At 59.5% G+C, this 15,363-nt stretch carries 10 protein-coding genes and 1 riboswitch; of the genes, 6 read left to right on the top strand and 4 right to left on the bottom strand.

All coding sequences use genetic code 11. The features are described 5' to 3' along the window. Window positions 1-542: 542 nt before the first annotated feature. Together JZ00_RS11140 and JZ00_RS11135 are read right to left on the bottom strand one after the other, a co-directional pair. Window positions 543-3,377 (bottom strand): hypothetical protein, encoded by a 2,835-nt coding sequence (locus JZ00_RS11140; protein WP_200900477.1) that lies wholly within the window; start codon window positions 3,375-3,377, stop codon window positions 543-545. A gap of 252 nt (window positions 3,378-3,629) precedes the next feature. After that, a complete protein-coding gene (locus JZ00_RS11135; protein WP_039589308.1) occupies window positions 3,630-4,814 on the bottom strand; it encodes a pyridoxal phosphate-dependent aminotransferase in 1,185 nt (394 codons plus the stop codon). 193 nt (window positions 4,815-5,007) lie between these two features. Here JZ00_RS11135 and JZ00_RS11130 point away from each other — a divergent pair, with 193 nt between their 5' ends. The 5 genes from JZ00_RS11130 to cobM all read left to right on the top strand — a co-directional run bounded on the left by JZ00_RS11130 (window position 5,008) and on the right by cobM (window position 8,288). Continuing rightward, complete coding sequence (locus JZ00_RS11130; protein ID WP_039589306.1) at window positions 5,008-5,817, top strand: hypothetical protein; 810 nt, start codon at window positions 5,008-5,010, stop codon at window positions 5,815-5,817. Between the two features lie 38 nt (window positions 5,818-5,855). Continuing rightward, a riboswitch (cobalamin riboswitch) is annotated at window positions 5,856-6,076 on the top strand. Window positions 6,077-6,174: 98 nt separating this feature from the next. Then, entirely contained in the window at window positions 6,175-6,363 is a 189-nt protein-coding gene (locus JZ00_RS11125) for a CbtB domain-containing protein (protein ID WP_039589304.1), read from the top strand. Between the two features lie 11 nt (window positions 6,364-6,374). Then, window positions 6,375-7,070 carry a CbtA family protein gene (locus JZ00_RS11120; protein ID WP_039589302.1) on the top strand — a complete coding sequence of 232 codons (696 nt, stop codon included), beginning with the start codon at window positions 6,375-6,377 and terminating at the stop codon, window positions 7,068-7,070. Beyond that, a complete protein-coding gene (locus JZ00_RS11115; protein WP_039589300.1) occupies window positions 7,067-7,471 on the top strand; it encodes a cobalamin biosynthesis protein in 405 nt (134 codons plus the stop codon). Before JZ00_RS11120 ends, JZ00_RS11115 begins: the two co-directional genes overlap by 4 nt. A 70-nt stretch (window positions 7,472-7,541) precedes the next feature. Beyond that, window positions 7,542-8,288 carry a precorrin-4 C(11)-methyltransferase gene (cobM, locus tag JZ00_RS11110; RefSeq protein WP_039589298.1) on the top strand — a complete coding sequence of 249 codons (747 nt, stop codon included), beginning with the start codon at window positions 7,542-7,544 and terminating at the stop codon, window positions 8,286-8,288. 201 nt (window positions 8,289-8,489) lie between these two features. Here cobM and nfuA read toward each other — a convergent pair whose 3' ends face one another. Beyond that, window positions 8,490-9,074 carry a Fe-S biogenesis protein NfuA gene (nfuA, locus tag JZ00_RS11105; protein ID WP_039589296.1) on the bottom strand — a complete coding sequence of 195 codons (585 nt, stop codon included), beginning with the start codon at window positions 9,072-9,074 and terminating at the stop codon, window positions 8,490-8,492. A gap of 115 nt (window positions 9,075-9,189) precedes the next feature. Then, window positions 9,190-11,481, bottom strand: a complete 2,292-nt coding sequence (locus tag JZ00_RS11100) for a fatty acid cis/trans isomerase (protein ID WP_039589291.1) — start codon at window positions 11,479-11,481, stop codon at window positions 9,190-9,192. Window positions 11,482-11,636: 155 nt separating this feature from the next. On the opposite strand from JZ00_RS11100, the gene metH reads away from it, so the two are divergent. Further along, a complete protein-coding gene (gene metH / locus JZ00_RS11095) occupies window positions 11,637-15,347 on the top strand; it encodes a methionine synthase (protein ID WP_039589288.1) in 3,711 nt (1,236 codons plus the stop codon). Window positions 15,348-15,363: the final 16 nt, after the last annotated feature.

Raw genomic sequence — 15,363 nt, 5'->3', positions numbered from 1 at the left:
CGAGCCCCCCCCTTCCCGTCGAGCTCGTCACAGTCGCACCAGACATCGCGACGTTGGAGCCCTCGCGGGCTTCAATCCGCTCACTCTGCCCACCATTGAATACGACATTGGCATTTTCCGAACGGATCGTGAGCGCGTTGGCACTATTTATCGTTAATGTTCCGCCCTGGGACACAGCCCAGGCTTCTGGCGCCGGAGGATTGGTGACCGTTGCACTTTCGCCGGGAACAAGAACTCTGGCATGAACTGCAGGGGTACCGACAAGTAATATGGCGAGCAGGCATCCCGCCTTCTTAGGTGTTATAAACAATGGTAAATCAGACATAAGCACTCCGGACGACAAGCTTCAGGAAACCTTTCGCAAAGACAAAAAGTCATTAAAAAACGTTCGCTAGACTAAACAGCAACCAGAACGATAGATGTCGGAATTTCCTTCATGAGAAGTAGGATTAATCCGCTTATAAGGACTGTCATAACAGCTCGCCGGGCCAACAGTATCGCGAGAGAGCCTGTCTCTCCCGCGACACATACCTCATGATGTTTTAGGGAGCAGCAACAGCCGCTGTCCTGTCGCAATACTCGAAACTGTTCGAGATGTTATCCATCTGCTTGATGATGGGGATCGAGCTTTGCGTACCACTAATATTGGCGGTGTACCAGTACTTGCCATATGCAACTGTATTGCGGAATGGCTGCGCAAGTTTAAATACTGCAGCATCGGCAACGGTAGCGACATCGGGTGTAGCGGCGTCCAGAATAGTATGCGAGTTTGAAACATCCGTCCCCGTGATGAGATTAGTTCCAGCGGCATCCGTATAAGCGGCAAAATGTACCGTAATGATCGTGCCCGTTGGAAGGTTGGTTGGATCTTTAGGAATCGTCATTGATAAAGTCCAAGTGGCAGTCGTAACAGGCTGAAGCATCGCAAAACACTCTATAAAGTCCCTGACGGCAGGATTGCGAACCCTGATAATTGGGGGCTGTAGATCAATCCTCCGCCCTTGAACAGTGACTGTTTGGGAAGGCGATCTAATTACATTTTTGTCGATCCCTGTTTTCTGCCGCGTCCAGTGAGCGAGCACGGAAGGGGTGGGAAGCGCGGCTATGACAGTCGCCAAAATAGGCACTTCAAATTCGTCCGCGTTATTAAAAGGTGAAAAGTCGCCCACGAGCTGATTATTCACATAACACTTGACCGTTTCCGATGGCGCGATAGGCGGATCCGTCAGGGCGAGCACCACTTTAAACTTACCGGCTTTGTCGCGATCTCCTGGTTCAAGCACGTTGGGCGTCTGGGATTGCCCCGTTACTACAGGCAACTGAAATGCTGGGTTGGTCAGGTCAGGCAATTCCGGATATAGCCCACCTGGAGGATAAAGATCCAACCAGAAATTCAGAATAGGAGAAGCAAATGCCGTTATTGGCGTCCCCCTTTCCAATTCAACATAGGCTCTGACTTCCATGGGATCGGTTGAGGCACCAAAAATATCGGCCAGCCCATTATCATAAGGAATTGGGAAATTCAAATCGACATCGGCAAGGGGTTGGGGGCCAAACACTATATAATTGGTCTGGTTACCTGGCTGATCAATGTAAAACTTAATTTGGTCACCGGGTTCCGCATTATCGATGGGTAACCGCTCGACGATACCCAACACTCCGCTGCCGGCAAAATCATCGAGGTATATGGCTGTCGCCCCGTCCGGATCAGTGACCGGGACTAAAGGACGCTTATTCAAGACAGGATCCAGCGCAAGCGCCAACGTCAGCACGGCGGCGGACGTTGAGCTCGCACTTCTGTTTCCAGGGAGGTCCGTCCAGAAATAATGGATGTTGACGCGCCCGTTCGGCAGCCCTCGTAATTCGCTGCTCGCTACCGTAAAAGCGCCAGTAGCACCGACTGCTGCGTTAAAGACCTCAAGATCCACACCGCCTGCAGTAAGATGGACCTCTAGCACATCGTCCAAACGACGCAGCGGATAGGCGACATTGACCGTAAACTCCAAATTTGCGTTAGCAGCCAGCCACGCTTCGTTGATGGTTCTCAATGCATCCGAGGGCCCATTGGTCAAGGTCGGTGTAGGTGCAGGCGGGCCTTTTCTTCGCGTTGGGAACTTGACTTCGAACGGTGCCGTTCGGTCTATGTTGAACTCCACGACATTTGACGGATCATCGACGCCTCCGCTCCCTTTATACATAATCAACTTAACCTGCCAACGGGTAGACTCCGGGGGCTGGGCATCCTCGGTAAAATCATCCGCTGGAAACTCAATAGGTATGGTGCCCGAAGGCCGATCAGCGATATCCCCAAGTTCTACCGTGTATTTAGGATCCCCAATATCTCCTCCTGCCTTGGCATAATACAAATCTACGTTATCGAGATTGTCTTCGTCCAATGGCCGCGTTAATTTCACAATAAGTTTACCGGACTCCAAAACAACAATCGGAATTGACTCATCCGCCAATGTATCGACAGCGATATCTATTGAAGCAATACCCGAATGCGTCGAGATGGGGCGCGGTTTCGGAGGAAGTAATTTCATAGCCATTTCAGTGTCTCCAGTTGCATTAATATTTGAAGGACCACTTCCACCAGATGTAGCCCTGTCTATTTTTACCACCCCTTCACTTGACTCCGCCACGAGCCGCCCCCCTTGGAATATCTGATAAACAACCACGGCAGAGTCATTATTAAATAAACGACTAATGTATGATTCAAACGGAACAACCAAATCAAATCCATTTGCTATGTCTTGTACTTGAAGCGTCCGTTCCCAAACACCGAAGGTTCCAGGCACTGGCGGACCGCTGCCATTCAGGCTTGAATAACCTTGCCATTGAACCTTTGCCTGATCCCCTGGCAGCGCAATATTGGTCAAACTCGGCACTCTGATCGTAGCGCCACTGGTCATCGGCGGATCGCTCCGATTATTCAAATAGCCCCAGTCATTTGCCTGAGGGAAGCTTGGTTCGTCCAATATGATGAGTGGCGTATGATCTATGGTGAGTTGTCTCTTGGGAGAGGGATCATCAATGCCGCCTGAAGCCTTCCATATCTTATAGTAAAGATGTGCCACGCCATCATTTTTCAAATGCTGAGGTGTCAAATCGAAGTATAAAAAAACGTCACTCAACGGTACTGGATAAAGCTTTTCATACAGATTTGTCTCTTGTCCATTTTGAACCCAAATAATCCAGAGCTCATCTTTGGGCTCCGGGGCCGGCCAATACGGAATAACAATTTTAGTCCCTAGCTGTAAAATGTCGCGAGACACATGACCTTCCAGATCATTATCATCTACGCCTTCCACCGTGAGGGGCTTCGCCAGAACTCCGCCACCAGCGCTTTGCACGTGATTTTCTTCTAACGAAGCCATCATGATCACCTTGTCAATGACTTGAATCGAAGTCTTCGAAACCCGTAAGGCTATTTAGCGCCCGGCGATAATTATTTCCTACTGTCAGATCTGACAGGTAACAGCGCCGTTCATCCGATAAACAAGAGAACCGAGGCTTGATTAAACGGAGGAAGGAATCAAACAAATTACGAGGGGGGAAGGCCCCTTGATAGCGGACGAGCCCCTCTCCGTTACCAATGGATCAGAATGGGATCAGCGCTAACTTAATGGTTAGACAGAAGCATCTACTAGCCGCGTGGCGCAATCTGCAATCCGTCCACAAGCAACGGCCAGTTGCCTCTTGTCAACCACCAACCCAATCCGAATATGCCCCGCCGCACTCTGCCCGAACGCCTCCCCCGCCAGCACCGACACGCCATAACCGTCCAGCAGCCGCTCTGCAAATGCCTGAGCTGCCAAACCGGTCTCGCGTACATCGACCATCACGAACATGCCGCCGTCGGGCCGCACGGGTTTGAGGCCGGGGCAGTTTCCAAGCGCTGCGCACACCAAATCCCGACGCTGGCGATATTCCTCACGCATCCGCGCCACTTCAGGCAGGTCCTGCTCCAACGCAACCTGGGCGGCGCGCTGAACGAAGTCGGGCAGGCCGAACAGCATGCACAGCGACAGGTTGGACAGATGTTCGGCAAGGGATTCGGGGCCGATGGCCCAGCCGATGCGCCAGCCGGTCATGGCGTGGGATTTGGACAGGCTGTTGATCGTCGCGGTGCGCTCGGCCATGCCCGGCAGGCCGGCCGGGCTGATGTGTTGGCCTTCGTAGAGCAGATCGCTGTAGACCTCGTCACTGATCAACCACAGGTCATGGTCGATGCACAATTGCGTCAAGGCTTGCCAGGTGGACAGCGGCAGGCTGGCGCCGGAGGGGTTGTTGGGGCTGTTGATGAGCATGGCGCGGGTGCGCGGGGTGATCAGCCGGGCGACATCGTTCGGCTGGACGCGGAAGCCATTTTCCGGCGTCACCGCCACCGGCACCACTTTCGCCCCGCAGGCACCAAAGACAGCTTCGTAGGTGACGTACATCGGCTCGGCGACAATCACTTCATCGCCGGGGTCGAGCAGGCATTGCGCGACGGCATAGACGGCACATTGCGCGCCGGGCAACACCGTAACGTGCTCGGCACCCACCGGTTGGCCGCAGCGCTGTTGGTGTCGCCGGGCGATGCTGGCGCGCAGCGAGTGCAGGCCTCGGGTATCCGAATAATGGGTGTCACCCGCCCGCAAGCTGGTGACGGCGGCTTCGACAATGGCCGGCGGCGTGTCGAAATCCGGATCGCCCACCGAGAGCAACAGGACTTCCCTGCCCTCCTCGCGCATGGCCAGCGCCCGGTCATGAATTTCCCAGGCGGCGGCGCCGTCACCGGTGATGCGTTGGGTCAAGGCTGAGAAGCGCATGTGTTTCTCCTGTGGGCGCGGTGTCCGGTCTCAACCCTATCTCAATCAATCACAGATGCCAGTCAACGGCTGCAAATGGGTACGACCTGTCAGGTCTGACAGTAGCACCAGCGCACCGCCGTGCCATTTAATCGAGGGGCAATATCTGCGCACCGTCAATGACAAACCGCACAGCGGATGTCGGGAGGTAGGAATGGAAATGCTGACGCCGCTAAAGGTCTTTCACGCCCTGAGCAGCCACAAGGACGAGGACGGCGCGTACTACAGCGAAGAGAATCTCTTGCCCGATTGGGCAACCCAATTCGATCTGCTTCTGCAAATCCAGCACCCCTGGCCTGGCTCGGCCGTAGAAAACCAGAAGGACACGTTGCAACTATGGATGCTCAAGCCAGGCCGCCATGTTTATGAACAGGTTGAAACCTTCGTTCTGGAAGGCCTGATTACCTTTCCGCGCTTCATAACGCTGGGCAAAGAGCATTTGGAAGAAGGCGTCAGCAAAGTGAAATTTGAGGTGATAACCCAAGCGGGTGAGTTTCATGAGTCCGAAGCAGTGACGTTCACCGTCGACAAACGGGTTCCCTTGAACGGTCAGAGACCGGTCGAAGCCGTGATTGATAACGAATTGACCGATGAGGGCGTGACCAATGCGTACCTGAAAGCGCACTGCTACATGGTCCCGGTAGTCATCCCGGTCTACGAAGGTCAGACCACCGGACAGCAGATTACCGTCTTCTGCGGAGGTCCCGACGCCCCGCCGGTGGCCGTGGCCGTGGTTCGCACCCCGGACCCGCTCAATGTGCCGGGAGGGCAGGCATTGCCGACGGTCGTGATGATTGCCGACTATGTCTTTCACTCTCTCGCCAACGGGGTACACATGCTGTTCTACCGGATCGCCAACCGCGCCGGGCTACAGACGACTAACTCCATGGGAGTTTTCATACGCGTCGGGCATGCCGGTACCGGCTCGGCAAACAAGCCCCGGGACGGTGGACTACCCGCATGACCGGGCCTGCGCATTGACGCCCCGCCCTCGACCATGCTCTCCTGTGCGCCAGTTTGGGTGCCCTTCACAGGGTGAAACGGGAAACCGGTGAATCGTGTGCTTTACTTCAAGCCCACGTCAGTCCGGTGCTGCCCCCGCAACGGTAAACGAGCGAAGCGTCGAATCCACTGTGCATGCGCATGGGAAGGTGACGTTTGCTGGCACGGCCAAGGCCCTGTCCCTCGTGAGCCCGGAGACCGGCCCATGACTCATTGACAACAAACCCGCGGTGGGCGGGCGCTGTTCGAATCCCGGCGAGCCTTCGCCCGGGTTCTCATTGCGCTCGTTCCGCCCGCTGACAGACCAGAGGGAAGCGCCATGTCGACCATCAGCAGCACCGCCCGCACCATCAGCAGCACCGTCACCCTGAGCCAGCGCCTGGGCGCGGCGGTCCTCGCCTCGATCCTCGGCGCGGGCCTGGTTTATTTCGCCGGTTTCTCCCACATCGAAGCGGTGCACAACGCGGCCCACGACACACGGCACAGCGCCGCGTTCCCGTGCCACTGAGACCCAACGACATGATCAAGCGTATCGCGCAAACCGCTGGGTTCAGCGGGCTACTGGCCGCCCTGCTGCTGACCCTGCTGCAAAGTTTCTGGGTATCGCCGTTGATCCTCCAGGCGGAAACCTTCGAGAAGGCGCCGACGACCGAACTCCATGAACACGCCGCAGGGGCCGCACACACCCATGACGCCGAAGCCTGGGAACCGGAAGACGGCTGGCAGCGCGTTCTCTCCACCACGGGCGGCAACCTGGTCGTCGCGGTGGGTTTCGCGCTGATGCTGGCGGGCCTGTACACCTTGCGTGCGCCGACGCGCACGTCGCAAGGTTTGCTCTGGGGCCTGGCCGGCTACGCCACCTTCGTCCTGGCGCCGACCCTCGGCCTGCCACCGGAATTGCCCGGCACGGCAGCGGCGGATCTGGCCCAACGGCAGATGTGGTGGATCGGCACGGCAGCGTCCACGGCGGTGGGCATCGCGCTGATTGCGTTCGGTCGGCATTGGCTGTTGAAGGTGCTGGGCCTCGCCATCCTGGTGACGCCTCATGTGATCGGCGCGCCCCAGCCCGAAGTGCATTCGATGCTGGCTCCCGAGGCGCTGGAAACTGAGTTCAAGCTCGCCTCGCAATTGACCAACATTGCGTTCTGGTTGGCCTTGGGCCTGATCAGCGCCTGGCTGTTCCGCCGCGGCGCCCAGGCCCACCACGACGCATGAACGGCAAGCCGATCCTGGTGGTCGGCCTCGGCTGCCAGCGTGGTTGCCCGGCCAGTGTACTGCGGGCACTGCTTGACCAGACTTTGCAGGTCCACGGCATTACGCTCGATCAGGTACGGGCGTTGGCCAGCATCGATCTCAAGCGCGACGAACCGGGCCTGTTGGAGCTGGCAGGGCAGTTGTCGTTGCCGCTGACGTATTTCAGCGCCGCGGAACTGGCCAGCTATCAAGCGCGGCTCAGCCATCTATCCGAAATCGCCTTCGCACGTACGGGCTGCCATGGCGTCGCCGAAAGCGCCGCTCTGGCACTGGCCGATCGATTGGGCAATCCGCCCGCGACATTGCGGGTCACGCGTCAAAAAGACCCGCAGGCCACGTTGGCATTGGCGGTGACTTCGTAACGCTCGATAATCGCCCGCCGAATCATGAGCGCTGCTCATGCAAGCTCCCATCTTTCTACAGGAATCGGTCATGACCGTTTACTTCATCGGCGCCGGCCCCGGCGACCCCGAACTGATCACTGTAAAGGGCCAGCGGCTGATTCGCAGTTGCGCCGTGATCATCTACGCCGGTTCCCTGGTGCCGGCAGCGGTCCTGGAAGGCCATCGCGCCGAACAGGTGGTCAACAGCGCCGAGCTGCACCTGGAACAGATTATCGATTTGATCAAGACCGCCCACCTCAAAGGCCAGGATGTGGCCCGTGTGCATTCCGGCGACCCAAGCCTTTATGGGGCGATCGGCGAGCAGATCCGTTGCCTGAGGGAACTGGGCATTCCTTTCGAAATCATTCCCGGCGTGACCGCCACCTCAGCCTGCGCCGCCCTGCTGGGTGCCGAGCTGACGTTACCGGACGTCTCCCAGAGCGTGATCCTGACCCGTTACGCGGACAAAACCGCCATGCCCACGGGAGAAGAACTGGTCAGCCTGGCGCAACACCGGGCGACCATGGCGATCCACCTGGGGGTCAATCATCTGGAAAAAATAGTCGACGAACTGCTGCCCCACTATGGCGCGGATTGTCCGATAGCGGTGATTCACCGGGCAACGTGGCCGGATCAGGATTGGGCGGTGGGGACGCTTGAGGATATCGCCGTGAAGGTGCAGGCCAAGGGCTTCAGGCGTACGGCGTTGATTCTGGTGGGACGGGTGTTGGGCAATGATGTATTCAGCGAGTCGTCGCTGTACCGCGCCGGGCATGCGCATCTCTACAGGCCGTGACTTGTCGGCTCAACCGATTTTATGTGGGAGTTTTTGTGGCGAGGGGATCTATCCCCGCTGGGCCGCCCAGCAGCCCCATAATCCTGAATTTTGCGGCTGGATGAGGGGGCGCTACGCGCCCCAACGGGGATAAATCCCCTCGCCACGGCTAAATCCCGTCGCCACGGAGATCCCCTCGGCACAGAGATCCCATCGCGACAATCAGTAGTAGGCGTTTTCTTTCTGCGTGTGGTCGGTCACGTCGCGCACGCCCTTGAGTTCCGGGATGCGCTCGAGCAAGGTGCGCTCGATGCCTTCCTTCAAGGTGACGTCGGCCTGGCCGCAGCCTTGGCAGCCGCCGCCGAACTGGAGCACGGCGATGCCGTCTTCCACCACGTCGATCAGCGATACCTGGCCGCCGTGGCTGGCCAGCCCCGGGTTGATTTCGGTTTGCAGGTAATAGTTGATGCGCTCGTTGACCGGGCTGTCGGCGTTGACCATCGGCACTTTCGCGTTCGGCGCCTTGATGGTCAGTTGGCCGCCCATGCGGTCGGTGGCATAGTCGACCACCGCATCGTCCAGGAAAGCTTCGCTGAACGAGTCGATGTATGCGGTGAAGCTCTTGAGCCCCAGCGCGGTGTCCTCGGATTTTTCTTCCCCCGGCTTGCAGTAAGCAATGCAGGTTTCAGCATACTGGGTGCCGGGCTGGGTAATGAAGATGCGGATCCCGATACCCGGGGTGTTCTGCTTGGACAGCAGGTCGGCCAGGTAATCGTGGGCGGCATCGGTAATGGTAATGGCGGTCATGGAAACTCCTCGCAGGCTTGCCGGCAGTTTACGCCAATCATCGCGCCGGACAAAGTCCCAGTATTTTTGTCAGGAAAGCAGCCGACGGCGCAAGGGCCCGCCGTCGGCTGCTTGTTCAGAGGTTCTGGTAGCGATTCATGTCGAGTACGCCCGCTTCCACGGGGTCGGTTTCCTGGATGTATCGGCTCAAGTCATGGAAATACTGCCAGAACTGCGGGTGACTGCGCCGGATCCCCCAGCGCTCGACGATGCGCTCGAATGCCGCTGCGTCCGGCGCGCGTTCCATTGCATCGACGAACGCCGGCACCTGCCCGGCGGGGATGTTGAAGATGAAGTTCGGATAGCTGCTGAGCACACCCGGGTAGATGGTCAGCGTGTCCAACCCTGGCTGGTAGCGGCTTTCTTCGCCCAGCAGGAACGCCACGTTGCTGTGGGCGCGGTTGCGCAGCAGGCTGTAGACCTCACGGCGACCGCTCGCGGTTTCGACGCGCAGCATCGTCGCCTCCGGCAATTGGTCGATCACCTTCAAGCCCGCCGCCGGGCGTGACACCAAGCGATTTAACGCCTGCTCGGCGTTCTGCAGCGTTGGATCGATGTTCGGGCGCGAGCAATAGGCGCCGTCGCAGCGATTGATCGGATCGGGACGAGCGTTCAGTTCGCCATAATGGGCCAGCAACTGATGGGCGAAATCGCGCTTGGGGTCCGCCTCGCTGAGCTTGAGGGCCGTCGGTTTATCGTCGTCGATCGCCTCGTAATCGAGCCACATCTTGAACTTCCCTCCAGCCTGATACCAGTCGTCCAGATAGCCCTCGCGGGAATCGGCTGGCATCAGGCGCAGGAAATTCTGTTCCGCGCCATTGCGGATCAAGTCGAAATACAGCCGGGTCTGGGCCTGGTGGGAGACGTTGCCGAACACGTCGAAATTCACCGCCAGTTGATAATAGGTGCGCTCCAGCAGCGGGAAGTCGAACAGCCACATCGTCTGCGGCACGTCGCCAATCAAGCCCTTGGTCACCGAGGCACTGTCGAAATGCCGGAAGATGCTCAGCAGCGCATTGTCATTGCCGGCCCACAGCGTCGACCAGCTCGGCGCCGGCAGCTCGGCGTAACTGTCGCGGCGCAGGGCTTCGTATTCGTTGCGCTTGTCGCGATAGTCGAGCCAGAGGCTGACGACACTCCCCACGTCATCGTTCTGCCCCGGCATCGCCAGTAGCGGCGTGGCCTGGCCGCGGTAGTTCGGGTCGGTGATGTACAGGTCGTGCTCGGGCGCCTGGAACAGCGCCCAGAAGTTATCGCGAATCACGTCCGTGGCGATCTGGCCCCGGCACACCGGACCGCGGATGAAGGTACGCACGAAATACTCGGCGTTATCGAGCATGAATTGGTAGCGGGCCTGGGCCGGGATCGCCTCGAACGTGGAAAACGGATTGGCCCGGCGCTCCGGCCCGTAGCCCGGCAACGCGCTGACCTGCCAGTTGCCGCTATAGAACAGGCTCTTGATCCGCGCCATTTTTGCCGCGCTCAAGCCATAGGTGATATGGGTCTTGTGCACGATCACCCCCTGCACCGGCCACAGCCGGTAATAGATGCGGGTACCGGGGTCATCGTTGGGGCGACGGGTGTTGATCAGGTCGATCGGCTGGCCGGTGGGCGTGCGCGAACGCACCCACTGGAAGAAATGCCCCGGCTCGCCGCCCTTGAAATAGATGTGCGCTAAAAACCAATGTTCGAACAACCAGCGGCCCACCAGGCTTTCCCGTGCGCCGGGGGCGTTGAGCAGGTTTTCCCATTGCACCACCTGCAGGGCTTCGGCGGCGCTCGGTGCCAAGGCCTGCTGGTCGATAGGCGCGCCGGCGGCCAGCCAGCGCTGCAGCGTCTGGTATTGCTGATCGGTCAGGCCAGTGACCGCCAGAGGCATGCCTTCCTTTGGATGGATAGCCGCGTAGGCTTCAAATTGGTCTGGCATCGGGCAACTGTTGTTGCGATTGAGCCCAAGCACGATGTCTTCGGGCAACTTGGCGTTCGGCTGCAATGGCGTGCTGTGCCCTAGCTCCAGCATGCGGGCCATCAACGCAGCCTGGCTGCCCTGGGCATCGATGACCGAATAGAAACCCTTGCGCTGCCAGGCCCGCTGGCCGGACGCATCATAGAACAACCGAGTCGGATCGGCGGCCTGGCGTCGTTCGCCGTCGTACACCGACAGCTTGCTCGCCCCTCGTGCCGCACCTTCGCCGCTGCCCAGGTTCAACTGGCAGGGAGAGTCGTAGCAGGCATGACAGGCCACGCATTTCTCTGTGAAGATCGGCTGGATGTCGCGGGCGTAGGAAATCGCGGGAGTGGGATTCCCGGCGGCTGCGGTAAAAGACAACAGCAGCAACAGACTGCCGAATAAGACGCGGTACGGCATGTCTCGGTCCCTAAGAGATAATTCGGCGATTCTACCGGGCCAGCATCGCCTTGCAAACATGAGCAGCTTTCATGCAAAAGCCTCACATGATCAAATCCTACGCAGGTTTGCTATTATCCGGGCCTTCGTAATGGTCTTTTTTTCCGGGTAGTCCTATGTCTGATCGCAGCGCTCGCCTTTATCTTCTCCAGCAAGCCCTCAAGGAACGCATCCTGATCCTCGATGGCGGCATGGGCACGATGATCCAGAGCTACAAGCTGGAAGAACAGGACTACCGTGGCAAGCGTTTTGCCGATTGGCCAAGCGACGTCAAGGGCAACAACGATCTGCTGGTGCTGACTCGCCCCGACGTGATCGGCGCCATTGAAAAAGCCTACCTGGATGCCGGCGCCGACATCCTGGAAACCAACACCTTCAACGCCACCCAAGTGTCGCAGGCCGACTACGGCATGCAGGGCCTGGCCTTTGAGCTGAACCTGGAAGGCGCACGCCTGGCCCGCAAGGTCGCCGATGCCAAGACCCTCGAAACGCCGGACAAGCCGCGCTTCGTTGCCGGTGTGCTCGGCCCGACCAGCCGCACCTGCTCGCTGTCACCTGACGTGAACAACCCAGGCTACCGCAACGTGACCTTCGACGAACTGGTGGAGAACTACACCGAGGCCACCAAGGGGCTGATCGAAGGCGGCGCCGACCTGATCCTCATCGAAACCATCTTCGACACACTCAACGCCAAGGCCGCCATCTTCGCCGTGCAAGGCGTCTATGAAGAATTGGGCGTCGAGTTGCCAATCATGATTTCCGGCACCATCACCGACGCCTCCGGCCGCACCCTCTCCGGCCAGACCACCGAAGCCTTCTGGAACTCGGTGGCCCACGCCAAGCCCATTTCCGTCGGCCTGAACTGCGCCCTCGGTGCCAGCGAACTGCGCCCGTACCTGGAAGAGCTGTCGAACAAGGCCAGCACCCACGTATCGGCCCACCCCAACGCCGGCCTGCCCAACGAATTCGGTGAGTACGATGAACTGCCGGTGGACACCGCCAAGGTCATCGAAGAGTTCGCACAGAGCGGTTTCCTGAACATCGTCGGCGGCTGCTGCGGCACCACCCCGGCGCACATCGAAGCCATCGCCAAGGCCGTGGCCGGCTATGCCCCGCGGCAGATTCCGGAGATTCCACGGGCGTGCCGCCTGTCGGGCCTGGAACCGTTCACCATCGACCGCAACTCGTTGTTCGTCAACGTTGGCGAGCGGACCAACATCACCGGCTCCGCCAAGTTCGCCCGGCTGATCCGCGAGGACAACTACACCGAAGCATTGGAAGTGGCCCTGCAACAGGTCGAGGCCGGCGCCCAAGTGATCGACATCAACATGGACGAGGGCATGCTCGATTCGAAGAAGGCCATGGTGACCTTCCTCAATCTGATTGCCGGCGAACCGGACATTTCCCGGGTGCCGATCATGATCGACTCGTCCAAATGGGAAGTGATCGAAGCGGGCCTCAAGTGCATCCAGGGCAAGGGCATCGTCAACTCCATCAGCATGAAGGAAGGCGTCGAGCAGTTCATCCACCACGCCAAGCTGTGCAAGCGCTACGGCGCCGCCGTGGTGGTGATGGCCTTCGACGAAGCCGGCCAGGCCGACACCGAGGCGCGCAAGAAGGAAATCTGCAAGCGCTCCTACGACATCCTGGTCAATGAAGTCGGTTTCCCGCCGGAAGACATCATCTTCGACCCGAACATCTTCGCTGTCGCCACCGGCATCGAAGAGCACAACAACTATGCCGTGGATTTCATCAACGCCTGCGCCTATATCCGCGACGAACTGCCGTATGCGCTGACCTCCGGCGGCGTGTCCAACGTGTCGTTCTCGTTCCGCGGCAACAACCCGGTGCGCGAAGCGATCCACTCGGTGTTCCTGCTGTATGCGATCCGCGCGGGCCTGACCATGGGCATCGTCAACGCCGGCCAACTGGAGATCTACGACCAGATCCCGGTAGAGCTGCGCGACGCCGTGGAAGACGTGATCCTCAACCGCACCCCCGAGGGCACTGATGCCCTGCTCGCCATCGCCGACAAGTACAAGGGCGACGGCAGCGTCAAGGAAGCGGAAACCGAGGAATGGCGCGGCTGGGAAGTGAACAAGCGCCTGGAGCACGCGCTGGTCAAGGGCATCACCACTCACATCGTCGAAGACACCGAGGAGTCGCGGCTGTCGTTCGCCCGGCCGATCGAAGTCATCGAAGGCCCGCTGATGGCCGGCATGAACATCGTCGGCGACCTGTTTGGCGCCGGCAAGATGTTCCTGCCCCAAGTGGTCAAGTCCGCCCGCGTGATGAAGCAAGCGGTGGCGCACCTGATCCCGTTCATCGAGGCGGAAAAAGGCGACAAGCCTGAAGCCAAGGGCAAGATCCTCATGGCGACGGTCAAGGGCGACGTGCATGACATCGGCAAGAACATCGTCGGCGTGGTGCTGGGGTGCAACGGCTATGACATCGTCGATTTGGGCGTGATGGTACCGGCGGAGAAAATCCTGCAGGTGGCCAAGGAAGAGAAGTGCGACATCATCGGCCTGTCCGGCCTGATCACCCCGTCCCTGGACGAGATGGTGCACGTGGCGCGGGAGATGCAGCGCCAGGATTTCCATTTGCCACTGATGATCGGCGGCGCCACCACCTCCAAGGCCCACACGGCGGTGAAGATCGAGCCCAAGTACAGTAACGACGCGGTGATCTACGTCACCGACGCTTCCCGCGCCGTCGGCGTGGCGACCCAGTTACTGTCCAAGGAACTCAAGCCGGCGTTCGTCGAGAAAACCCGCCAGGACTACATCGACGTGCGCGAGCGCACCTCCAACCGCAGCGCCCGCACCGAGCGCCTGAGCTACCCCGCCGCCGTGGCCAAGAAGCCGCAGTTCGACTGGAGCAGCTACCAGCCGGTCAAGCCGACTTTCACCGGCGCACGGGTGCTGGACGACATCGACTTGAACGTGCTGGCCGAGTACATCGACTGGACGCCGTTCTTCATTTCCTGGGACCTGGCCGGCAAGTACCCACGCATCCTCACCGACGAAGTGGTTGGCGAAGCGGCCACCGCGCTGTACGCCGATGCCCGGGCGATGCTGCGCAAGCTGATCGACGAAAAGCTCATCCGCGCCCGCGCCGTGTTCGGCTTCTGGCCGGCCAACCAGGTGCATGACGACGACCTGGAAGTCTACGGCGACGACGGCAAGCCACTGGCGCGCCTGCATCACCTGCGCCAGCAGATCATCAAGACCGACGGCAAGCCGAACTTCTCCCTGGCCGATTTCGTCGCGCCGAAGGACAGCGGCGTCACCGATTACGTTGGCGGCTTTATCACCACCGCCGGCATCGGCGCCGAAGAAGTTGCCAAGGCCTATCAGGAGGCCGGCGACGACTACAACTCGATCATGGTCAAGGCCCTCGCCGACCGTCTGGCCGAAGCCTGCGCCGAATGGCTGCACCAGCAGGTGCGCAAGGAGCATTGGGGTTACGCCAAGGACGAAAGCCTGGACAACGAGGCGCTGATCAAGGAGCAATACACGGGCATCCGCCCTGCCCCCGGCTACCCGGCCTGCCCGGATCACACCGAGAAAGCCACCCTGTTCCGCCTGCTCGATCCAGAGGCCAGCGAACTGAAAGCCGGGCGCAGCGGCGTGTTCCTTACCGAACACTACGCGATGTTCCCGGCGGCGGCGGTCAGCGGCTGGTACTTCGCCCATCCCCAGGCGCAGTACTTCGCCGTGGGCAAGATCGACAAGGATCAGGTGCAGAGCTACACCGCGCGCAAGGGTCAGGACTTGAGCGTGACTGAACGCTGGCTTGCGCCGAATCTGGGTTACGACAACTAAGTCCTTCAGAACGGAT

The organism is Pseudomonas frederiksbergensis (genome assembly GCF_000802155.2).
Lineage (GTDB): Bacteria > Pseudomonadota > Gammaproteobacteria > Pseudomonadales > Pseudomonadaceae > Aquipseudomonas > Aquipseudomonas frederiksbergensis_A.
Note: the sequence above shows the minus strand (reverse complement) of the source record. Positions and strands in the feature narration are given on the sequence as shown.